This window comes from Nonomuraea sp. NPDC046570, from assembly GCF_040645915.1.
In the GTDB taxonomy this organism is placed as follows: domain Bacteria; phylum Actinomycetota; class Actinomycetes; order Streptosporangiales; family Streptosporangiaceae; genus Nonomuraea.
This window is the reverse complement of sequence record NZ_JBEYZF010000035.1, coordinates 50323-70002: the sequence shown is the minus strand read 5'-3', so window position 1 is coordinate 70002 and position 19680 is coordinate 50323. Positions and strand designations below refer to the sequence as shown.

The 19680-nt window shown below is 69.5% G+C and carries 21 protein-coding genes and 1 pseudogene; 13 read left to right on the top strand and 9 right to left on the bottom strand.

The window, feature by feature from the left end; all coding sequences use genetic code 11:
* Window positions 1–91 precede the first annotated feature (91 nt).
* The 4 genes and pseudogenes from ABZ911_RS35690 to ABZ911_RS35675 form a co-directional block, all read right to left on the bottom strand.
* Window positions 92–631 (bottom strand): DUF1062 domain-containing protein, encoded by a 540-nt coding sequence (locus ABZ911_RS35690; protein ID WP_358066422.1) that lies wholly within the window; start codon window positions 629–631, stop codon window positions 92–94.
* A gap of 409 nt (window positions 632–1040) precedes the next feature.
* Window positions 1041–1290, bottom strand: a pseudogene (locus ABZ911_RS35685) (VOC family protein); the annotation flags it as partial.
* Window positions 1291–1826: 536 nt separating this feature from the next.
* Window positions 1827–2033 (bottom strand): hypothetical protein, encoded by a 207-nt coding sequence (locus ABZ911_RS35680; protein ID WP_358066419.1) that lies wholly within the window; start codon window positions 2031–2033, stop codon window positions 1827–1829.
* A 582-nt stretch (window positions 2034–2615) separates the two neighbouring features.
* On the bottom strand, window positions 2616–3311 hold the full coding sequence (locus ABZ911_RS35675) for a helix-turn-helix domain-containing protein (RefSeq protein WP_358066416.1): 696 nt from the start codon (window positions 3309–3311) through the stop codon (window positions 2616–2618).
* A 167-nt stretch (window positions 3312–3478) separates the two neighbouring features.
* Between ABZ911_RS35675 and ABZ911_RS35670 the strand changes: the two genes are divergently transcribed.
* The 8 genes from ABZ911_RS35670 to ABZ911_RS35635 all read left to right on the top strand — a co-directional run bounded on the left by ABZ911_RS35670 (window position 3479) and on the right by ABZ911_RS35635 (window position 10961).
* Complete coding sequence (locus ABZ911_RS35670; protein WP_358066414.1) at window positions 3479–4480, top strand: saccharopine dehydrogenase NADP-binding domain-containing protein; 1002 nt, start codon at window positions 3479–3481, stop codon at window positions 4478–4480.
* Between the two features lie 378 nt (window positions 4481–4858).
* A complete protein-coding gene (locus tag ABZ911_RS35665) occupies window positions 4859–5464 on the top strand; it encodes a TetR/AcrR family transcriptional regulator (protein WP_358066411.1) in 606 nt (201 codons plus the stop codon).
* Between the two features lie 217 nt (window positions 5465–5681).
* Window positions 5682–6791, top strand: a complete 1110-nt coding sequence (locus ABZ911_RS35660) for an aldo/keto reductase (RefSeq protein ID WP_358066408.1) — start codon at window positions 5682–5684, stop codon at window positions 6789–6791.
* 110 nt (window positions 6792–6901) lie between these two features.
* Complete coding sequence (locus ABZ911_RS35655; protein ID WP_358066405.1) at window positions 6902–7048, top strand: hypothetical protein; 147 nt, start codon at window positions 6902–6904, stop codon at window positions 7046–7048.
* A gap of 416 nt (window positions 7049–7464) precedes the next feature.
* Complete coding sequence (locus ABZ911_RS35650) at window positions 7465–8280, top strand: GNAT family N-acetyltransferase (RefSeq protein ID WP_358066402.1); 816 nt, start codon at window positions 7465–7467, stop codon at window positions 8278–8280.
* Between the two features lie 637 nt (window positions 8281–8917).
* Complete coding sequence (gene rpmF / locus ABZ911_RS35645; RefSeq protein ID WP_358066400.1) at window positions 8918–9109, top strand: 50S ribosomal protein L32; 192 nt, start codon at window positions 8918–8920, stop codon at window positions 9107–9109.
* 29 nt (window positions 9110–9138) lie between these two features.
* On the top strand, window positions 9139–9333 hold the full coding sequence (locus tag ABZ911_RS35640; protein WP_358066397.1) for a hypothetical protein: 195 nt from the start codon (window positions 9139–9141) through the stop codon (window positions 9331–9333).
* A gap of 20 nt (window positions 9334–9353) precedes the next feature.
* Complete coding sequence (locus tag ABZ911_RS35635) at window positions 9354–10961, top strand: ATP-binding cassette domain-containing protein (RefSeq protein ID WP_358066395.1); 1608 nt, start codon at window positions 9354–9356, stop codon at window positions 10959–10961.
* 123 nt (window positions 10962–11084) lie between these two features.
* On the opposite strand, the gene ABZ911_RS35630 is transcribed toward ABZ911_RS35635, so the two are convergent.
* The 3 genes from ABZ911_RS35630 to ABZ911_RS35620 are packed head-to-tail and all read right to left on the bottom strand — an operon-like array spanning window position 11085 to window position 13974.
* Window positions 11085–11468: a nuclear transport factor 2 family protein gene (locus ABZ911_RS35630; protein ID WP_358066392.1), complete on the bottom strand. Its 384-nt coding sequence runs from the start codon at window positions 11466–11468 to the stop codon at window positions 11085–11087.
* Window positions 11465–12445: an LLM class flavin-dependent oxidoreductase gene (locus ABZ911_RS35625; protein ID WP_358066389.1), complete on the bottom strand. Its 981-nt coding sequence runs from the start codon at window positions 12443–12445 to the stop codon at window positions 11465–11467. The genes ABZ911_RS35630 and ABZ911_RS35625 overlap by 4 nt, the downstream gene beginning before the upstream one ends.
* Entirely contained in the window at window positions 12442–13974 is a 1533-nt protein-coding gene (locus ABZ911_RS35620; protein ID WP_358066386.1) for an AMP-binding protein, read from the bottom strand. The genes ABZ911_RS35625 and ABZ911_RS35620 overlap by 4 nt, the downstream gene beginning before the upstream one ends.
* A 109-nt stretch (window positions 13975–14083) precedes the next feature.
* Between ABZ911_RS35620 and ABZ911_RS35615 the strand changes: the two genes are divergently transcribed.
* Genes ABZ911_RS35615 through hcaB form a run of 5 tightly spaced genes read left to right on the top strand, consistent with a single transcriptional unit; the run spans window position 14084 to window position 17683 of the window.
* On the top strand, window positions 14084–14818 hold the full coding sequence (locus ABZ911_RS35615) for a class II aldolase/adducin family protein (RefSeq protein ID WP_358066384.1): 735 nt from the start codon (window positions 14084–14086) through the stop codon (window positions 14816–14818).
* On the top strand, window positions 14815–16188 hold the full coding sequence (locus ABZ911_RS35610; protein ID WP_358066381.1) for a Rieske 2Fe-2S domain-containing protein: 1374 nt from the start codon (window positions 14815–14817) through the stop codon (window positions 16186–16188). The genes ABZ911_RS35615 and ABZ911_RS35610 overlap by 4 nt, the downstream gene beginning before the upstream one ends.
* Entirely contained in the window at window positions 16185–16709 is a 525-nt protein-coding gene (locus ABZ911_RS35605) for a 3-phenylpropionate/cinnamic acid dioxygenase subunit beta (RefSeq protein ID WP_358066378.1), read from the top strand. The genes ABZ911_RS35610 and ABZ911_RS35605 overlap by 4 nt, the downstream gene beginning before the upstream one ends.
* A 9-nt stretch (window positions 16710–16718) precedes the next feature.
* Entirely contained in the window at window positions 16719–16913 is a 195-nt protein-coding gene (locus ABZ911_RS35600) for a hypothetical protein (RefSeq protein ID WP_358066375.1), read from the top strand.
* Window positions 16913–17683, top strand: a complete 771-nt coding sequence (gene hcaB / locus ABZ911_RS35595; RefSeq protein ID WP_358066373.1) for a 3-(cis-5,6-dihydroxycyclohexa-1,3-dien-1-yl)propanoate dehydrogenase — start codon at window positions 16913–16915, stop codon at window positions 17681–17683. Before ABZ911_RS35600 ends, hcaB begins: the two co-directional genes overlap by 1 nt.
* A gap of 2 nt (window positions 17684–17685) precedes the next feature.
* Here hcaB and ABZ911_RS35590 read toward each other — a convergent pair whose 3' ends face one another.
* Both ABZ911_RS35590 and ABZ911_RS35585 read right to left on the bottom strand, forming a co-directional pair.
* Window positions 17686–18456, bottom strand: coding sequence for an IclR family transcriptional regulator (locus ABZ911_RS35590; protein WP_358066370.1), 771 nt, complete (start codon window positions 18454–18456; stop codon window positions 17686–17688).
* 26 nt (window positions 18457–18482) lie between these two features.
* Window positions 18483–19601, bottom strand: coding sequence for an alpha/beta hydrolase (locus ABZ911_RS35585; protein ID WP_358066367.1), 1119 nt, complete (start codon window positions 19599–19601; stop codon window positions 18483–18485).
* Window positions 19602–19680: the final 79 nt, after the last annotated feature.

Here is a 19680-nt window from a genome sequence, read left to right as displayed (position 1 = left end):
GTCAGAAGGGCGTCTAGGTCTGTCTTCACACACTGACCATGGACGCCCTTCGTCACGTCCGCAGTCGATCACCGAATTTCACATCAGCGATCTAGTCCCCGGCCATCACGGTAAAGGTGAACCCGGCGCTCGTCGGACGGCGCAGCGGAATGTCGCACTTGATCCGGTGCAGCACCTCGTTCCTGCTGAGGCCGAGCCCCTGCGCGATGAGCCGCTCCGGGCGCACCGGTACCGGATCCTCGAAGACCACCTCCACCTTGACCGGCCACGCCTCGGCGCGCCATGCCGACGGGGTGTCCAGCCGCCAGGCCCCCCTCCAGTCCAGGGTGAAGCGGTTGCGCCGGGCGAGCAGCGGATCCAACAGCCTGGACGCCACCAGCTCCGGATCGTTGGCGTGATAGCCGTCGAGCTCGGGCGGATCGAAGGATCTGACCGGCGCTCGCTTGTGCACGGTGAGCTTGCTCGTCCGATCGCAGGACGCGCAGCGGACCAGCAGCCACACGTCCAGCAGGTTGCCGTTGGCGTTGACACGGAACCTGCCCTCGCCGGTGGTGGCCGACTCCGACCGGCAGTCCACGCACCGCAGCGACAGCAGAGGCAGCCTGGTCCGACGAACGACCCAGGGCAGCACGGTATGAGGTTGTGAAGACATGATCTCTCTGACCTGACACGAGGCCGATTGCGCGCGGCCTCAAACGCTGTATGACCGGGCGCGCACGGGCAGCCCGGCAGAGCCGACGGAAGAGTCGGCTTGAAGGTGAGCGGAAGAAGGTGTCAGGTCTAAAGAGCAGGCGGGGTCACGCGGTTTGTCCTCTGTCCTCACTGCGACGGGGCCGCAGGCAACCTACGGGAACGCGGAAGGAAGGCTCAAACGGTTTTCCGGCGGCGGTGGTCCCTGTCTAACTCAGGTGTTGTCATGGTGGGAGGGAAGGCTCCTTCTCCTTCCTCGCACTGGCCGTCATTGGCAGGCTCCCGATGGCGCTGATCTCGGTCGGTGGCCGTCGCTGGGTGTCCATGGTGAGGGTCGGCAAGGCTCCGCGTCAGAGCGGGGTGAGGACGTCGGACTCGTTGCCCTCTGGGTCGGCGAGGCACGTCCACGGCACGTCGCCCTGGCCGAGGTCGATGTCGGTGGCGCCGAGTGCCCGTAGCCGGGCTCGCCTCCGCCGCTTGATCGTCACCGGGGTAGGGCCGGAGGTCGAGATGGACGCGGTTCTTCACGGTCTTGGCGTCGGGTGTGCGGAGGAACTTGAGATACGGGCCGACGTCCTTGGTGGAGCGCAGCACCGCATGCTGGCTGCTCATGAAACACCCCCCGATACACATCGACGAGCTGGTCGATTACTGGAGGACGAAGAGCGCGACCTCATCGCCGGAAAATGCGACGCCACCCGACTCGGCTTCGCGATCTTGCTGAACGCTCCATGGCCAGTTCGGGGTCTGAGGAACTTCGGAACCGGATCGTGCGCTAAGCCGGTTCTGTTGCAGGTCCACCCCCGCACCGCGCCAACTCGGCTGCTCTGTCTCGCAATTCCGCCACGGCCTGGTCGCCGCGGCCAACGCAGCCAAACGCTCCTGTGGGGTGACGCCGTTAACGCTGACGTCGAGAGCGCCGGCGGCAGCTCGGGATAGAGCCACAGAGCCAGGCGCTCCTCCGAGTCAAGCTCTGCCCACTGATCGGAGCTGAGGCCGGCAGGGATCTCGTCGTCCATGGGGCCCAGGACTGCCTGGCGTCCGCGGCGCCGGTGCCAGCGGATCGGCCAGTTGCCCTGATCTGCACCACATGGCAGTGTCCCGCCTCTTTCGAGGCGGGGCACCTGGTTACGGTTTCAGTGTCTATTGCTGCACGACACCGTGACGGAGCTCGTGGTGGCGCCGATGTTGTTGCCGCAGACGTTGATGTTGATGTGGTGGACGAAGATGTGGCGCTCGTGGCTGATGGGCGGGTCGGACTGGGCGAAGGCCGGGGCGGTAGTGGCCAGAAAACCGGCCGTAGCCAGAACGCCGAGGGCGAGTAGACGGGTGGGAACGGGCATGCGATCACCATTTCAGTTACTTAGTGGAGTGCATCTGTAACTGCGGGTAGATGCCCGGATTGTCGGCGCCAAAACGAAAGCCACCTTCCAGCGAAATCGGAGTCTGAGGAACATCGAACCGGATCGTGCGCTAAGCAGCTGGTTCTGTTGCAGGTCCACCCCCGCACCGCGCCCACTCGGGGTGCCGGTAAGAACGTGCCATGAGCCCCTAACGGCGTTGATCTTGCTGTGACCTGCCTGGTCAATGCTGGCTGCTCATGAAACACCCCCGATGCACATTGACGAGCTGGTCGAGCACTGGACGATCCTGGACGACGTCGCGCGCCACGCAGGCCCTCTCGCGTGCGCCCGTGCGGAAGTGCCTCAAGAAACTCACAAAAGCCTGGTCGGAGATTGGACCTGGATGCCCCAGGCGTTGCCTCGTGATCGTCTAATGACGTGGCGAGGGCCATGCCGCGGTCACCAAGAACGTCGCCGACACCTCTGATGGGGGGATCAGATTGTTGTGTGTGGCCGCGTCGTGCGGCGACGGAGGCGAATCCCGAGCGAGTTGCGTTCCGTTACGAGACGTCCTGGACCTGATCATCCTCCGGATGGCGCTGTCGGACGGGGCAGGGCTGTGAGCATGCCGACGAGGGCGTCGGCGGCCCAGTCTCGCCATCGCGCGTGGTTCCATCCCTGGGTGTGGACCAGCAGGTTGTAGGTCTCGGGAGACAGGATGGCCAGGGCGATGTCGGCGGCGGTCTCGGCGGTGAGCCCATCGCGCAGGGCGGTCTTGCGGGCCAGGGCGTCGGCGAAGGTGCGCTGGACGGCGAGGCGTTGCCGGATGTTGGTGGCCCAGACCTCGGCCAGGTCGGGGTCGGTGGTGGCGGCGCTGCGCACGACGTCCAGCAGCAGCGCCGCGCGCAGGTAGATGTCCGCGGCGCCGTCCACCTGGCGGCGGATCTGTCCGATCGGGTCCGGGTCGGCCAGGGCGGCGTGGGCCCAGGGGCGTTCGAGGGTGGGCAGCGGCTCGTCGTCGCCGGCGACGGCCAGGTCGAGCGCGGTGGTGAGGATCGCCCGCTTGGTGCTGAAGGCATAGTAGAGGGTCTGCTCGCTCACGTTGGCCTTGGCCGCGATGGCGGCCATGCTCGTGGCCGTGTAGCCCGCGGTGGTGAACAGATCGGTTGCGGCCGCGGTGATGCGGGCGCGGGTGGCCCTGGCCCTGGCCGCCCGCCCGTCCTCCTTCTGCCCGTTCCTGCCGCTGCCGTGTCGTCGTCGCTGTGGTGTTTCGGTCACGACTTGACTATAGCGTCACTCTAGAATCATTCTTATAGCGTGACTACAAAAACTTTGGGTCCGGGAGCCTTTGCTGCGCTGCTCCTGCTGACCTCCGTTGAAATGTTCACCGGGCACCATCCCGAGCAGGCCGCATCACGCCTTCAGCAGCAAGGAGAACACCACCGATGAGTATCGTTCTCATCCTCGGCGGCTACGGCGCGGTCGGCCGTGAGGCCGCCACCGCTCTCACCAGAATTCCCGGCACCCAGGTGATCGTGGCCGGTCGCAACCCCGACCGGGCGCGGCCCATCCCCGGCACCACCGCAATGCGCGTGGACGCCGCCGACCCCGCCGACCTGGCTAGGGCGCTGGACGGCGTCACCACCGTCCTGATGTGCGCAGAGATCGACAACGCCCGCGTCGCCCACGCCTGCCTGGAACGCGGCATCGGCTACGTGGACGTGTCGGCCTCCCATGACCTGCTGGCCGAGATCGGCCGGCTCGACGACCTCGCGCGCAAACGTGGCATGACCGCCGCCCTCAGCGTCGGCCTGGTACCCGGTATCACCAACCTGCTGGCCCGCGTCTGCGCCGAGCGCTCACCTACCACGGAGCTGAGCATCGGCGTGCTGCTCGGCTCGGGTGAACAGCACGGTCCGGCCGCGATCGACTGGACCCTGAACGGGCTGGGCGCCCTCGACGGCTCATGGCCGATGACCTTTCCCGCGCCGTACGGCACCCGTACCGTCCACCGCTTCCCCTTCTCCGACCAGTACACGCTGCCGGGCACGCTCGGCGTGCCCGCCGCCCGCACCGGGTTGTGCCTGGACTCCCGGTTGTTTACCAGCCTGCTGGTCGCAGCCGGACGGCCCGCCGCCGCACGCCTGCTGCGCCGCGGCAGGGTCCGCTCTTTGCTACTCACCGCACTGGAAAAGGTCCACTTCGGCAGCGACGCGTTTGCCGTGACGGTCACCTCGGGCACCGCCCGGGCCGCCTTCAGCGGGCGGCGGCAGAGCCGCGCCACCGGGCGCGCCGCCGCCCTGCTCATCCGTGCCCTGCCCACGCTGCCACCGGGCGTCCGGCACATCGAGCAACTCGTGGACCCGGTCGCCTTCCTGACCGAACTCGCCGTCGACGGATTCGACCTCCACCTCGACCACGACCGGTGCGAAGGAGTCGGCCGATGACACTGACCGGCCTCCCCGCCTGGGCACCGGCATCCCCCGCCGCGCGAGCGCTGGCAGCCGCGCTCCGTAGACGTCGCACCAAGCACGGGTGGGCAAGAAGGATCCGAAAGCGAGTTGTCGTCGATCCGCGATCCGGTGCTGTCGAGCGTCGCGCCTTGGCCGGCGTGAGGGTGGGAGGTCCCGAGCTCCTCTTCGGCGACTTCGCGCCGTCGGCTGCTGGTCCGACGACATCGAGCAGATCGACCGGCTGGCGGACCTGCTGGCGTGACCTTTTCCAGTCAGGGGGCGGCTGCTTCTGTTCGCCGCTCGCCGATGAGCGCCCCGCTTGATGTGCACTCCAGCTAGTATGGACTAGCAAGTCCAGTCTGGAGGGCGGTCATGCGTACTCTGACCCGCAAGGGGACCGCGACGCGGCAGCGCATTCTCGAGGGCGCGGCGGCGCACATCCGCGAGCACGGCGTGGCCACCATGACGCTCGACGACGTGCTGGCCAGGACGGCGACGAGCAAGAGCCAGCTCTTCCACTACTTCCCCAACGGACGGGAGGAGCTGCTGCTGGCCGTGGCCCGCTTCGAGGCCGACCGGGTGCTGGAGGACCAGCAGCCCCAGCTCGGCGACCTCACTTCCTGGGCCGCCTGGCAGTCGTGGCGCGACACGGTCGTCGACCGCTACCGGCGGCAGGGCCGTCTGTGCCCGCTCAACTCCGTCACGTCACAGCTGGGCAGCCGCACGCCCGGCGCACAGGCCGTGGTCACTGAGCTGATGCACCGCTGGCAGGCCGAGATCGCCACCGGCGTGCGGCACATGCAGGACGCCGGTGAGATCGACCCGGGCCTGGACCCCGACCGCGCGGCGGCCGCCCTGCTCGCCGGCATCCAGGGCGGCGTACTGATCCAGATGTCCACCGGCCAGACCGACCATCTGGAAGCCGCCCTGGACATGGGTATCGCCCACCTGCGCGCCAGCAAGCTCGCGTCGCCTTGACGGAGAGCTCATTCTCCGGGAGCGGCGGACGCGATCTGTCGCCCCGCCCGCCGTCCGGCCTATTCGCGCTCAGAACGGCCTTGAAGTAGGGCAGCCGCCGCCGCGGTGACCGGTGGGCCCCGCCATTTTGGACTTGACAGTCCACTTTTGGATGCGCAAGCTGACGAGTGTTCGTCCCGACCTCCTCGAATCTGCTTGCGAACGGAGTGACACCCTCATGTCCCTGGACCACTACTATCTGCTCGGACGTTCCGGGCTGCGCGTCAGCCGGCTGGCACTGGGCACGATGAATTTCGGCACCGGCGGTTTCCATGCCGCGTACGGCAAGACCGAGGAGGAGGCCCGCCCCATTTTCCGTCGCTATCTCGAAGCGGGCGGGAACCTCATCGACACCGCGGATTTCTACACCACCGGCGAGAGCGAGACCATCCTCGGCAATCTCATCGCGGAAGCGAAGGTGCGCGACCGGGTGGTGCTCACCACCAAGTTCACCAACAGCGTCGCCCCCGGTGATCCGAACGCGGGAGGCAACGGCCGCAAGCACATGATCAGAGCGGTCGAGGCGTCACTGCGCCGCCTGCGCACCGACTACATCGACCTGTTCCTGCTGCACACCTGGGACCGGATCACTCCCGTCGAGGAGGTCATGCGGACCTTCGACGACCTCACCACGGCCGGAAAGATCCGCTACGCGGGCCTGTCCGACGTGCCCAGCTGGTACGCGGCGCGGGCCCAGACCCTTGCCGAGGCCCACTCCCTCGTACCGGTGGTCAGCCTGCAACTGCCCTACTCCCTCATCGACCGGGCGATCGAACTGGAGCACGTCTCCATGGGGCAGAGCCTGGGACTCGGCATCACCGCGTGGAGCCCGCTCGGCGGCGGCTTCCTGACCGGCAAGTACCGCAGTGCCGACCAGGGCTTGGCCGGAGACGGCCGACTCAGCGGCGCGGGCTCCTCCGGGCGCTCGTGGACGGAGCGGGACTGGCGGCTGCTGGCAGCGGTCGAGAGCGTCGCCGACAAGCTCGGCGTGACGATGGCCCAGGTCGCGCTCAACTGGGTCGCCACCCAGCCCGGTGTCGCCTCGGCGATCGTCGGGGCGAGCAGCGCGGACCAGCTCGACGCCAACATGGTGGCCCTCGACTTCGAGCTGCCGGCCGAGCTGCGCGCCGAGCTCGACGAGGCGAGTTCCGTGCCGCCCCGGTCGGTCTACCAAATGTTCACGCCGGACTATCAGAGCTGGCTGGTCAGTCCGGGCGTCAAGGTCGGGGACAAGCCGGCCGGGTACGCCCCCGCCGTACGGAACTGGGCACCCGAAGGCAGCGCTTGACGGCGAAGCCGTCATACGTGCTGTCCGAGCACGACTGGGCTCGGCGATCAGCTCCCAGTCTGGGGGCTACATGCTCGACCCAACGACTGAAGCTGATCGCCACCCAGGAGTTGCTGCAGCTCCGCCTGGAACTGGGCGAGCACGCCGAGGTGGTGGCCGAGGTCCCGCTCCTCATCGAGCAGAACCGACTCGAAGAGCCGTTGTATCTCCTCGCCCGCAGACCACGACGACGAATTCGCCCCCGCCCCATGGGCTGAGCGGCCCGCCGCACGCTCCCCGCAGGAGTCCGCTTTGCCAGTGGGCACGAAGCCGGAGCGGCCTCCTGATGGGCAGTTCGTCGGCATGGACACGAAACGCGCCGCCTTCCAGGACCTGCTGAAGAAGTGCCGTGGCGACCGTCTGGGTCTTCTCTTCGTCCGCAGGCCCGCCAGCATCGGCCAGTCGACGCTGCTGCGTAGACTCGCCGACGACGCGACCGCCGTGGGCCGGCAGGTATGGCACCGCCACGGCTCGGCGACCACGGAAGCGCGCGAACGCCTCGAGCGATTCGCGGAAACCTCGGGGACGAGGCAGTTGGACGGCGCCCGGCTGCGGCCGCCCCTTTCCGAGAGATACTGGCCCGCGCGGAGAAGGGCGACCCACCGCAAAGATGCAGGATGCTGTGATGAACACCATGAACAGAGCGGAACACGCCATCGGCGATCACGCCGAACTGATGGTCAAAATGGAGCAGAACCTCGCCGAACACGCCTGCCACCTGCACCGGCACCTGGAAGGACCGACCGTCACCGAGACGAACGACCTCCTGATCGCCGACAGCGGCCTGGACGACGACACCTTCAACATCGTCGCGGCGGCGCGTCTCACGCCGGACACCGCCCCGAACCGGATCACGCAGACCCTGCGGACACTGGCCGCCACAGGGCGTCCCTTCTCGTGGTGGGTGGGCCCCGCCTCCACACCGACGGATCTCCCCGTGCTCCTGGAGAAGGCCGGCCTTCAGGCGTCTGAGACAGAGGCAGGCATGTGGAAGGACCTGTCCGTACCCCCAGCCGAGCCACGCGCAGGTGAGCTGGACATCCGCCGAGTGACAAGCCCGGAGCAACTCGCCGATTACGCGGCCGTCCTGGCCGCGAACTGGGACCCACCAGCCGCCACCGTCCGCCGCTTCTTCGCCGATGCCGCCGAGTGGGCCCTCGCCCCCGACTCCCCCGCCCGCTACCTGGTCGGCTATGTCGACGGGCGGCCCGTCTGCTCGGCCGAGGTTTTCCTGCACGCTGGGGTCGCTGGGATCTACAACGTCGCGACCTTGGCGACCGACCGTCGACGCGGGTACGGCGGCGCCATGACCCAGGCGACCTTGCACACGGCGTACGAGGAGGGCTACCTCACCGTGGTCCTGCAAGCATCTTCGGCCGGCGAACCCGTGTACCGGCGCCTCGGATTCCACTCCTGCGGCCGCTTCACCGAGTACGCCATCACTCCCTGAACCGCTTTAGAACGGAGTTCGGCTGGGAATGGCTGCACGGGGACCGGGTTTCCCCAGTGGATCGATCAGCTGCTCGCGCTCCTGCGGGCTGTGCGGGTGCAGGCCGAGCGCGCCGGGCCGGCCCAGGACGCCACGGCAGCCGTGCTGCTGGACCCCGACCGGTGGCGTCTCGCCTACCAGGCCGAGACCCACCGGCGCCGGAGTCGCCCGACCATTCGGGTTCAAAGTCATAGGAGATCCTTGTTACGATGGGTGCCATGGAGATTGAGGTCGACAGAATCTAGCCACCGAACTGCCGGTGGCTTCCATCCGTGTGGGCGATGCCCACGCTGGTGAATGACCGTTCTCCTTGCGCAGCAGCGTGAGTCCGCCCGTCCGAGGCGTTGACACCTCTGCGTGAAACCTGCCGGCACGTTCGCACCGCACCGACCTCGGTCCCCGGTTCGTGCCTGCGAACGCGCGCGACTTCGATCTCCCCGTGCCCATCCATCCATCGCCCAGCACTCGGGCAGCGGCCCAGCGCCGCACGCAGATGGTGCCCGGCAGCCCTGATCGAATCTCTCGCCGCAGTGACTCACGGCCCGTGGTCGGTTGTCCCGCCAGTTCCGTTGGCATCCGACACCACTCACGAAAGGCCATGGCCGTGCAGCACCGCACGTCGCGTTCCCGCACCCGTCGCCGTCGCGCTCACTGGAAGACGAGCGCCCCGGCGCTCACCACCTGCACGAATCCCACCTGTGACAAGCCCACCCCGCCGCACCACGCATGCCAGCACTGCGGTGTCTACCGGGGTCGTGAGGTCTTGCCTCCGACGGGCGGTGACACGTGAGCACTGTCCTGACCACGAGGAGCCGCTGGATGCGCATCCGCGACCACCTCGCACAGACCGGTGCGCCTGCGTTCCGCTTTGGTCAGCTCATCGCCGCGTGGCAGTTCGGCACCGGCATTGATGCCGCTTGCGGTCAGCTCCACGCCAAATACCTCGCGGCGGACCCCACGATCGCCGCTCCCGTCAACACCGAACTGATCCCCCTCACGTCCCTCCGTAGCTGACGAGAAGAGAAACACCACCCATGTCCACGAAGTCCGCCATCACATTCCGCGATCTGACCTTCGAATGGCCAGACGGCACCATTGCACTCTCAGGCGTCAACGGCACCTTCAGCACCGGCCGCACCGGCTTGATCGGGCGCAACGGTGCCGGGAAGTCGACGCTGCTGCAGTTGGTCGCAGGCATCCTGCAGCCGACCGTCGGCCAGATCGACACCATCGGCGAGGTCGGCTACCTGCCTCAGACGCTCACGCTCCGGCAAGAGACGACGATCGCCGAGCTCCTCGGGATCGAGGGGATCATCGCCGCGTTGAGGGCCATCGAGTCCGGCGACGTCGACGAGCGCCACTTCGACACGATCGGCGATGACTGGGACATCGAGTCCCGCGCCGACGAAGCCCTACACCAGATCGGATTCTCCGCCGGAGACCTCGACCGCCGCGTGGCCGAGGTCTCCGGCGGAGAGGCGATGCTCATCGCCATCACCGGGCTGCGCATCCGCCGTACTCCGATCACCCTGCTCGACGAGCCCACGAACAACCTCGACCGGCTTACCCGCGCCAAGCTCGCCGACTTCGTCGACCAGTGGCCGGGGACCCTCGTCGTGGTCAGCCACGACCTCGAGCTGCTGGAGCGCATGGAGAACACCACCGAGCTCTACGGCGGCACCCTCGACACCTTCGGCGGCCCTTACAGCGCCTGGAAGGAACACCAGGAACAAGAGCAGGCGGCGGCGGTCCAAGCCGCGCGGTCGGCCCAGCAGGCGCTCAAGGTCGAGAAGCGGCAGCGCGTCGAGGCGGAGACGAAGCTGGCGCGCAGGGAGCGCACTGCGAAGAAGACGCAGAGGGACGGCGGCATCCCGAAGATCCTGGCGGGCAACCGCGCCAGCAAGGCCCAGGCGTCCGCGGGCTCGTTGCGCTCCACGCTCGACAACAAGGTCCAGGCGGCCCGAGCCGCAGTCGACGCCGCGGACGCCCGCGTACGCGAAGAGGAGCACATCACCCTCGTCCTGCCCGATCCCGACGTTCCGCGCGGAAGGCGCCTCGCGGAGCTGCATGACCAGGCCCGCACCCTCGTGATCCAAGGGCCCGAGCGGGTGGCGCTTGTCGGGGCGAACGGCACCGGAAAGTCGACTTTGATCGAGCAGCTCATCCGCGGCGCGGCTCCCGCGCCCGATCGGCCGCATGGGCGTCTCCTGACCGAGCTCGTCGGCTACCTCCCGCAGCGTCTCGACGGGCTCGACGACGATGCGAGCGCGATGACGAATGTGCAGTCGGTCGCCCCTGGAACGCCGGCAGGCACGATCCGCAACCAGCTCGCCCGGCTTCTTCTGCGGGGCGACAGCGCCGATCGTCCAGTGCGGACGCTATCCGGCGGCGAGCGGTTTCGCGTCTCCCTCGCGCGACTCCTCCTGTCGGAGCCGCCGGCTCAGCTGCTGGTCCTGGATGAGCCCACCAACAATCTCGATATCGCCAGCGTCGAGCAGCTCGCGGAGGCCCTCGATGCGTACCGCGGGGCCCTTCTCGTCGCCAGCCACGACTTCGCGTTCCTCGAGCGGATCGGCGTCGACACTGTCATCGAGCTCGGCAGGGACGGCCGTATCCATCAACACCGAGACCTGAACATCTGACGGTCTTGGATCGAGCGCGACGAGGCGTTAAGGAGCAGGCAGGTCGTACGCCGGCTGACCCACTTGCTCCTTCGCTGGGAACCTTCCACATACCGATTCCTACACGCCTGCCATCGAGTCAGGTCACGCGAGCGCCTCGCGGGCCTTGCGCAGGGCCACTCGCTGCGCGGAGTCGAGGTACTCGTCGATACGGGTGATGTGTCCGTCCTGGACGCGCAGGTACATAGCGCAGTAGAGGGCGTAATCGCGGCCGTCCGGGAGCCGGCAGTGCAGGACGTGCTGTTGCAGGACCCCGTCGGGCAGCGCGGCCCGGCGGACGATCTCGTAGCGCAGCCCTGATACGGCGCGGTGCAGCGCGGCGAGGATCTTGATGTTGTCCTCTACGCCCTGTTCGATCAGGTCGTCGTTGTGCCAGATGACGGCGTCCGGGGCGTAGATCTCCCGGACCGTGCCGATGGAGCCGGCCTCGATGGCGGCGAAGAACCGGTCGATGATCTGTTCGCTCATGGGAGACCTCCGAGTTCGGTGATCACGTGGTCGTAGGGCCAGGTGCCGTGTACCGGCATGGGGAACAGGACGGGCAGGTCGACGCCGTTCGCGCGGTACTCCTCGATCCGGGCGCGGCAGGCGGCGGCGTCGCCGTACGCCACGAAGGCGTCGGCGACGTGCTGCGGGATGTGGCGGGCGGAGCCGGCGCGGTCACCGCGCGCGGCGAGCTCGCGCGCCGCGGACAGGTCGGCGGCGAACAGCCGCGCCGCGGACGGGTGCAGGACGTAGCGGGGCACGACCGCGCGGGCGGCCTCGGCCGCGGCGGCCGCGTCATCGGACAGGCAGCAGTGGACGACGCACACGATCTGCACCGCGGTGGGGTCGCGTCCGGCGTCGGCCGCGGCGGACCGGACGATCTGGGCGGCGGCGCCCGCCTGCTTGGGGGAGACCAGGTTGAGGATCACCCCGTCGGCGATCCGGCCGGCCAGCGCCAGCATCTTCGGGCCGATGGCGCCGAGCGCGATGGGGAGGTCCGCGCGGATCGGCGGGCGGTCCAGCGGCACCTGGCCGGTCTGGAAGATACCGCCGGTGAAGCCGCTCGGGCTTCCGGCCAGCACGGCACGGACCACCGCCACGTACTCGGCCATCAGCTGGAGCGGCGGCCGGTCGGCCAGGCCGAACCGGGTGTTCATCACGGTGTTGGCGGTGCCGAGCCCGAGCCGGAACCTGCCACCGGACGCGTCGTCGAGCTGGGCGGCGGTCTTGGCGGTGAGCACCGGCGGCCGCAGCGCGGCGTTGGCCACGGCGGTCCCGACCGTCACCCGCTCGGTCGCCGTGATGATCGCGTGGCACAGCGCCAGCGCGTCACCGTGTCCTTCGGCGAGGTAGACGTCGCTGAAGCCGGCGCGTTCCGCGGCGGCGGCCAGTCGTCCGATGATGGCGGCGGGCAGGCCGCTGTGCGGGGCGATCGACAGCCCGAGCGCCGGAGTGGTCATGCCGAGACTCCTCTGTAGCGGGCGCGCAGCTCGCGCTTGAGTACCTTGCCGGTGGTGGTGCGAGGGAGCCCGGCCGTGAACTCCACCGTCTTCGGGCACTTGAAGTGCGCCAGCCGCTCCCGGCACCAGCCGATCAGCTCGTCCTCCGTGAGCGTGGGTTCCGCGAGCGCGGACGAGGTCACGACCAGGGCGTGTACGGCTTCGCCCCAGCGCGCGTCCGGCCGCCCGATGACGGCGACGTCGCGCACGGCCGGATGCCGGCTGAGCACGGCCTCGACCTCGGCCGGGTAGATGTTCTCCCCGCCACTGATGATCATGTCTTTCGCTCTGTCGAGGATGTAGAGGTAGCCGTCAGGGGTGAGCCGCGCGACGTCGCCGGTGCGGTACCAGCCGTCGGGCGTGAAGGCGGCGGCGGTGGCCGCTGGATCGCGCCAGTAGCCTTTGAACAGGCTTTCGCCGCGGATCAGCAACTCGCCGTCCTGGGCCGGGGCCCCATCGGGGTCAAGGATCTTCACCTCCCAGCCGAAGGAGACACGGCCCGCGCTGGCCAGGTGCGGGTGGCCGGCGCGGTGGTCCTCCGGGGCGAGCAGGCTGATCATGCTCTGGCTCTCGGTGTTGCCATAGATCTGGCGGAACCGGCAGCCGAAGGTCCGCAGTGCCTGCGCCAGCAGCGCCGGAGTGATCGGCGCGGCACCGTAGGCGATCTCCACCAGGCTGGACAGGTCGGGAGCGGTGTCCCGGGCGCGCACATCGGCGATGAGCATGTCCAGGAGCGACGGCGCGGCGGTGAAGAACTCGATCCGCTCCCGCGCGATCGCCTCGATCGTGGCGTCCGGCCGGAACAGGGTCTGCACGTACAGCGTCCCGGCGGTGAGCATGACCTGCATCGCCTGGCCGAAGCCGCCCAGGTGGAACAGCGGCATGATCTGCAGGTGCCGGGAGCCGGCGACCTGGTCGCCGATCTCCAGCGCGAACGCGGACACGCTCTGGATCAGCGCGCCGTGCCGGAGCGGGATGCCCTTCGCCCTTCCGGTCGTGCCGCTGGTGTGCAGCAACGCCATCGGGGCGTCGCCGTACAGCTGCGGGAGGGGCCGGGGTGGCGGCGGCGCGTCCAGCGTCGTGCCGTCCGCCCAGCCGGGGGGTACGGCGCCGCCGCCGATGCGGACCCGCAGCTTGGGGCCGGGCAGCGGGCCGGCGGCGAACTCGGCGTCGGCGGCCAGCGCCACAGGTGCCAGCATCTCGAACAGCTCGGCCAGCTCGTCGGCGGAGAGCCGCCAGTTGATCAGGGCGGGCAGCGCGCCGGCCCGCATCAGGGCGAAGGCCTGCACGAGGTAGTCGGCGCTGTTCTTGGCCACCAGGGCGACCACCTCGCCGGGGCGCACGCCCAGCTCCGCCCAGCCGCCTGCGGCCCGTTCGACGGCGGTCAGCAGTTCGGCGTAGGTGAGCCGGGCGCCTCGGTCGTCGATCAGGGCGGCCACGCCGGGCCGGGTGTTCGCCCGCCATTCCAGGACATGGATCCAGCTCTGCATCCAATCGCCCCTCTCGTTATGGCTCGTGGGTCGGATCATTGCAGAGTTTCTTTCTTCAGGGCAGACTATGGGCGGCCGAATTTTCCTGATTACAGATTGTGGAGGCTGAATGGAGCTCGCGGGGGAACGCTGCCTGATCGCGCTGGCCTGCAGGGTCCTGGCGCACGCGGGACTGGCCGATAGCGTGCTGGGCCACGTGAGCCTGCGGGCAGGTCCGGACCGGATGCTGGTCAGGTGCCGCGGGCCCCGGGAGTCCGGCCTGCTCTTCACCACGGCGCAGGACGTGCACCCGGTCGGCATGGACGGGGCGGATGTCCTGCCCGGCGGCTACACGGCGCCGGTCGAGTTACCGATTCACGCCGAAACCCTGCGCCGGCGGCCGGAGGTCGCGGCGGTGGTGCACGCGCACCCGCCCGCGATCGTCGCCGCCGGCCTGGCCGGGCTGCCGCTCCGCCCGATCTTCGGCGCCTACGACATCCCGGCGGCGCGGCTCGCGCTGCAGGGCGTTCCCGTCTACGAGCGAGGCGTGCTCATCCGGCGGGCCGAGCTGGCCGAGGAGATGCTGGCGGCGATGGGCGACCGGCCGGTCTGCGCGCTGCGCGGGCACGGCCTCGTCGCCACCGGGGCCACCGTCCAGCAGGCGGTCGTCCGCGCGCTCAACGTGGAGGAGCTGGCCCGGATGACCCTGCGGGCGAACCTGGCCGGCGGCGACCTGGAGCCGCTGCCGGCGGAGGATCTCGCGGAGCTACCCGATCTGGGCTCCGGGCTCAACGAGGAAGCCGTCTGGCGGCACCGAGTCGCCAGGCTCGAACTCGCCGGCCTGGGCCTGCCCGAGGAGGCATGATGACGGTCGACCTGGCCGCGATCGTCGCCGACGTACGGCGCGGCATGATCCCGGCACACGTCTACAACGACCAGGAGATCTTCGGGCTGGAGCGGGAGCGGCTGTTCTCGCGGGCATGGGTCTTCCTGGCGCACGAGTCGGAGCTGCCCGATCCCGGCGACTACGTCGTACGGCGGATCCTGGCCGACTCCTTCATCGTCGCCCGCGACGAGCGGGGAGTCGTCCGGGTCATGTTCAACATGTGCCTGCACCGGGGCATGCAGGTGTGCCGGGCCGAGATGGGCAACGCCTCGCACTTCCGCTGCCCCTACCACGCCTGGTCCTACCGCAACGACGGACGGCTGGTCGGGCTTCCCTTCCACGGGGACGCCTACGGCGGCGAGGACGGTTTCGCCAAGAAGGGGCAGCGCCTGCTCCCGGCCCCGTCCGTCGCCACCCACCGGGGCTTCGTCTTCGCCAGCCTCGATCCCGACGCGCCGCCGCTCCTGGACCACCTCGGCGACTTCGCCTTCTACCTCGACCTCTACGCGCGGCAGAGCCCGTCGGGCCTGGAGTTCCGCGGGCCGCAGCGCTGGCGGGTGAAGGCCAACTGGAAGATCGGGGCGGAGAACTTCGCGGGCGACAGCTACCACACCCCGCACACGCACGCGAGCGTCGTCGACATCGGGCTGTTCCGCGAGCCGAAGGCGAGCAAGCGCAAGGAGGGCGCCCTGTACATCGCCGGGCCGGGCGCGGGCACCACCTACAAACTGCCGCCCGGCGACTTCGCCGCCAAGCTCCGCTACGTCGGCTACCCGGAAGAGATGATCGAGCGGATGCGGGCGATGTGGTCGGCGCGCCAGCGCGACCTGGTCGAGCGGGACGGCTTCATGGTGTCGGCGGCGACGCTCTTCCCCAACCTCAGCTTCGTGCACAACTGGCCGCAGATCGACGAGCAGGGGACGGTCGCGCCGTTCATCTCGGTGCGGCAGTGGCAGCCGGTGTCGCAGCACGAGACCGAGGTGCTGTCCTGGTTCGCCGTGGACGCCGCGGCGCCCGAGACGTTCAAGCGCGACTCCTACAAGGCCTACCTCATGTGTTTCGGCAGCTCCGGCATGTTCGAGCAGGACGACGTGGAGAACTGGACGTCCATCACCGAGATGGCGGCCGGCTCGATGGCGCACCGGCTCAACCTCAACAGCCGCATGGGGCTGCTGGCCGACGGCCGCCCGCTCAAGCCGCCGATGCCGGCGGAGTCGTTCTCCGGCCCTGGTACGGCGCGCCAAGGCTTCGGCGAGTTCAACCAGCGGCACTGGCTGTCGCTGTGGAGCGACCATCTGGAGGCCGCGCCGCCCGCGATCTCCCGTGCCGACCTGGGGGCCCGGTCATGACGCCGCTGCGCTACTCCGACGCCGACCACCTGGACGCCCACCAGTTCCTGGTGGAAGAGGCCGCCCTGCTGGACCGCCGCGATCTTGCGGGCTGGCTGCGGCTGCTCACCGACGACGTCCGCTACCTGATGCCCGTCAGGGTGGCGACCGCGCGCGGCGCCGGCTTCGACACGCTGGCGGACATGGCGCACTTCGACGAGGACCTGTACGCGCTGCGCAAGCGGGTGGACCGGTTCGCCACCGAGCACGCCTGGACGGAGGACCCGCCCTCCCGGACCCGGCACTTCATCACGAACGTGCTCACCTTCCGCGCCGAGGCCGAGGGCGAGGGCGAGCTGCGGGTCGAGTCGTCGCTCCTGCTGTTCCGCAGCCGTGGCGACAACCGGGAGGCCGACCTGCTGTCGGCGGGCCGTACCGACCTGCTGCGCCGCGCCGGCGGCGGCGAGCTGCGGCTGGCCCGCCGTGAGGTGCTGGTGGACGAGACCGTCCTGCGCACCCAGAACCTGGCCATCTTCCTGTAGGGAGCCGTCGTGAGACTCGCGAACGAGTATGCGGAGGTTGACGTGGAGGTCGTGCACACCCGCAACGGGGTGCGGTTGCGCATCGCCGCGCCGCACACCGGCAGGGAGATCCTGCTCTGCCCGCTGGAGCTGGAGTCGCTGACCTGGCAGGACCATGACGTGTTCTCCGGCTTCCTGGAGACGCCGCACGGGCCTGAGCACTGATGGGCGGCTGGCTCGACGGCAGGCGCGCGCTGGTGGTGGGCGCGGGGTCGGGGATCGGCCGCGCCGTGGTGGACGCCTTCACCGAGGAGGGCGCGCGGGTCGGCGCGCTGGAGCTGGACGCGGCCAAGTGCGCGGGGCTGCCGTGCCCGGTGGTCGTGCGGGGCGACGCGACGCGCGCCGCCGACGCGCGGGCGGCCGTGGAGGCGGTGGTGCGGGGGTTCGGGGGCCTGGACATCCTGGTCAACTGCGTCGGGATCTTCGACTTCTACCGTGGCCTGTCGGACCTGGACGACGCGGAGCTGGACTCGGCGTTCGACGAGATCTACCGGGCCAACGTGATGAGCCAGCTGGTCCCGGTCAAGGCGGCGTTGCCCGAGCTGGCGCGGGCGCGCGGGTCGGTCGTGCTGACGGTCTCCACCTCCGGGTTCTATCCGGGACGTGGCGGCATCCTCTATGTCGGCTCCAAGTTCGCGGTGCGCGGGTGCGTGATCGCGCTGGCCCACGAGCTGGCCCCGGACATCCGGGTGAACGGGGTCGCGCCGGGCGGCACGCTCGACACCGGGCTGCGTGGCCCCGCCAGCCTCGGCCAGGCCGACCGCGAACTCGCGGCCGCGCCAGGACGTGCCGCGGAGCTGAAGAGCCGCACGCCGTTGTCGGTGGCGCTGACCCCGGCCGACCACGCGGGCGCATATGTCTTCCTCGCCTCCGACCGCGCGCGCGGCATCACCGGTACCATCGTCCACTCCGATGGCGGCATCGGCGTCGCCTGAGCTCAGGCGAGTCGGGTGGCGACATCGAGGAGGCTGACGGCGATCTCGGCGATCCTCTCCTCCGGCAGCCGGGACAGCGGGGCGGACACGGCGATCGCGGTCGGCGGCAGGTGGGCGGAAGCGGGCACCGCGACGGCCACCGACGCCACGCCCTCGTCGCTCTCGCCGCGGTTGACCGCGTAGCCGCGCTCGCGGATCAGGCGCAGTTCCTCGCGCAGCTCCGGCCAACCCGCGATGGAGAGCGGCGTCTGGGCCGGCAACGCGGCACCGGCAGGGAACAGGACGGCGAGCCGCCGGTCGTCGAGCTGGGCCAGCAGCGCCTTGCCCGACGCGGTGCAGTGCGCGGCGAACGTGGAGCCGGTCCTGGCCGCGACCCGCAGCGCCCGCGGGCTCTCCACCGCGTCCAGGTAGCGGACCGCGGCCCCCTCCAGGGTGACCAGGTGCACGGTCTCACCGAACGCGGACGCCAGCTCCTCCAGCAGCGGTCTGGCCAGCGCGCGGACGTCCATGTTGCCGATCGCGGCCAGCCCGATCTCCAGGAGCGCGGGCCCCACCACGTAGCCACGCGAGTCCTGCTCCTGGCGGACGAACCCGTGGTAGGCCAGCATCGCCATCAGCCGGTGCGCGGTGGAGTGCGCGACGCCCAGGTAGTCCTTGGCGTCGGACAGCCGCACGCGCTCGTGCTCGCGGAACATGCCGAGCAGACGCAACGCGTTGTCCACCGAGGCGATCGGATACGCCGGAATCTGCTCCTCGGACCTATTTTTCTGCACACCAGAAGGATAGTGGCCGAGCGCGGTCAAGGCGTGCGCTCGGCCACCCAGCTCGCGATCAGGTCGGCGACCTGGCTCCGCGCCTCTTCCGGCTCCTCCAGGTAGTGGTCGGCCCTGATGAACTCCAGCCGCCTGTCCGGTGCGGCCAGGCCGTCGAAGACCGAGCGGGCATCGCTGTCATAGACGCACGCGTCAGCAGTGGCGTGCACGACGAGCGACGGCTCGGTGATCCTGGCCAGGTGTGGGGCGGCCACGCACTGCGAGGTGCGCAGGCTCCACATCGACAGCCAGGTGCGGAGCGTGCAGAGCGAGCCGAGGCCGAACACGCCGTAGTTGGCGCGCACGGGCTCGCCTACGTAGCACCAGTTGGGCCGGCGGTCGGACGGCTCGATGGTCGGGTCGATCATCCGCAGGTCGGCCCAGGTCCGGTACAGCGTGAACAGCTGGTCGCGGGCGCGGGTTCCGCTCAGCGCGGCCAGCCGTTCGAGTGCCCAGTCGGTGATGCGCTCGTTGCGCGCGCGCTGCGCGGCGCGATAGCGCCGCTGGAATTCCATGGAGTACGGCGCGCCGTTGCCCGGGTCGAAGGGGTCCAGGTCGGGGTCGACCGACAGCGCGTCCCTCTCGTCGGTCACCGACGGGTCCATCCAGGCCGTGAGCACCTCAGGGCGCCCGGAGTGGGCGGCGAGCGCCACGAACAGGTCGCCGCGCTCCAGGTCCTGGATCGCCTCGACCGGGCGGCCGCCGGCGGTGGGCAGCACGTTCGGCTCGACGGCCTGGGACTGGTAGGCGGCCATGAGCGAGCCGCCGCCGGAGTTGCCCAGCAGCACGACCTGCTCCACCCCCGCCCGCTCCTTCAGCCAGCGGACGCCGACGCCGATCTCGGCCAGCGCGTGGTCGAGCAGGAAGTACGGCTCCGCGCCGCGGAAGCGGGTGTTCCAGCCCAGGAATCCGTAGCCCCGTTCGGCGAGGTAGGAGGCGAGGTAGTGCTCGGAGAAGTCGACGTTGTAGTGGGTCGCGATGAACGCGGTCTTCGGGCGGAAGGTGGCGGGCCGGTGGTAGAGCCCCTGGCATGGATGGCCTCCCGCGCCCGCGCGGCCGACTATCGGCGAGGGCAGCCCGACGAACTCCCTGACGACTTCGTGCATCCCGACCTCCGCATCGTTCCGTCATGAGGCTAGCGCAAAAATGAATCTGAGTTTAGATTCAGTTTCAGACGCGAGGAGG

Excerpts from the sequence above, each read along its gene's own strand:
- ABZ911_RS35680 (WP_358066419.1), bottom strand. The coding sequence starts at position 2,033 with ATGCCCGTTCCCACCCGTCTACTCGCCCTCGGCGTTCTGGCTACGGCC.
- ABZ911_RS35670 (WP_358066414.1), top strand. The coding sequence starts at position 3,479 with ATGAGTATCGTTCTCATCCTCGGCGGCTACGGCGCGGTCGGCCGTGAG.
- ABZ911_RS35665 (WP_358066411.1), top strand. The coding sequence starts at position 4,859 with ATGCGTACTCTGACCCGCAAGGGGACCGCGACGCGGCAGCGCATTCTC.
- ABZ911_RS35660 (WP_358066408.1), top strand. The coding sequence starts at position 5,682 with ATGTCCCTGGACCACTACTATCTGCTCGGACGTTCCGGGCTGCGCGTC.
- ABZ911_RS35650 (WP_358066402.1), top strand. The coding sequence starts at position 7,465 with ATGAACAGAGCGGAACACGCCATCGGCGATCACGCCGAACTGATGGTC.
- rpmF (WP_358066400.1), top strand. The coding sequence starts at position 8,918 with ATGGCCGTGCAGCACCGCACGTCGCGTTCCCGCACCCGTCGCCGTCGC.
- ABZ911_RS35640 (WP_358066397.1), top strand. The coding sequence starts at position 9,139 with ATGCGCATCCGCGACCACCTCGCACAGACCGGTGCGCCTGCGTTCCGC.
- ABZ911_RS35635 (WP_358066395.1), top strand. The coding sequence starts at position 9,354 with ATGTCCACGAAGTCCGCCATCACATTCCGCGATCTGACCTTCGAATGG.
- ABZ911_RS35630 (WP_358066392.1), bottom strand. The coding sequence starts at position 11,468 with ATGAGCGAACAGATCATCGACCGGTTCTTCGCCGCCATCGAGGCCGGC.
- ABZ911_RS35625 (WP_358066389.1), bottom strand. The coding sequence starts at position 12,445 with ATGACCACTCCGGCGCTCGGGCTGTCGATCGCCCCGCACAGCGGCCTG.
- ABZ911_RS35620 (WP_358066386.1), bottom strand. The coding sequence starts at position 13,974 with ATGCAGAGCTGGATCCATGTCCTGGAATGGCGGGCGAACACCCGGCCC.
- ABZ911_RS35615 (WP_358066384.1), top strand. The coding sequence starts at position 14,084 with ATGGAGCTCGCGGGGGAACGCTGCCTGATCGCGCTGGCCTGCAGGGTC.
- ABZ911_RS35610 (WP_358066381.1), top strand. The coding sequence starts at position 14,815 with ATGATGACGGTCGACCTGGCCGCGATCGTCGCCGACGTACGGCGCGGC.
- ABZ911_RS35605 (WP_358066378.1), top strand. The coding sequence starts at position 16,185 with ATGACGCCGCTGCGCTACTCCGACGCCGACCACCTGGACGCCCACCAG.
- hcaB (WP_358066373.1), top strand. The coding sequence starts at position 16,913 with ATGGGCGGCTGGCTCGACGGCAGGCGCGCGCTGGTGGTGGGCGCGGGG.
- ABZ911_RS35585 (WP_358066367.1), bottom strand. The coding sequence starts at position 19,601 with ATGCACGAAGTCGTCAGGGAGTTCGTCGGGCTGCCCTCGCCGATAGTC.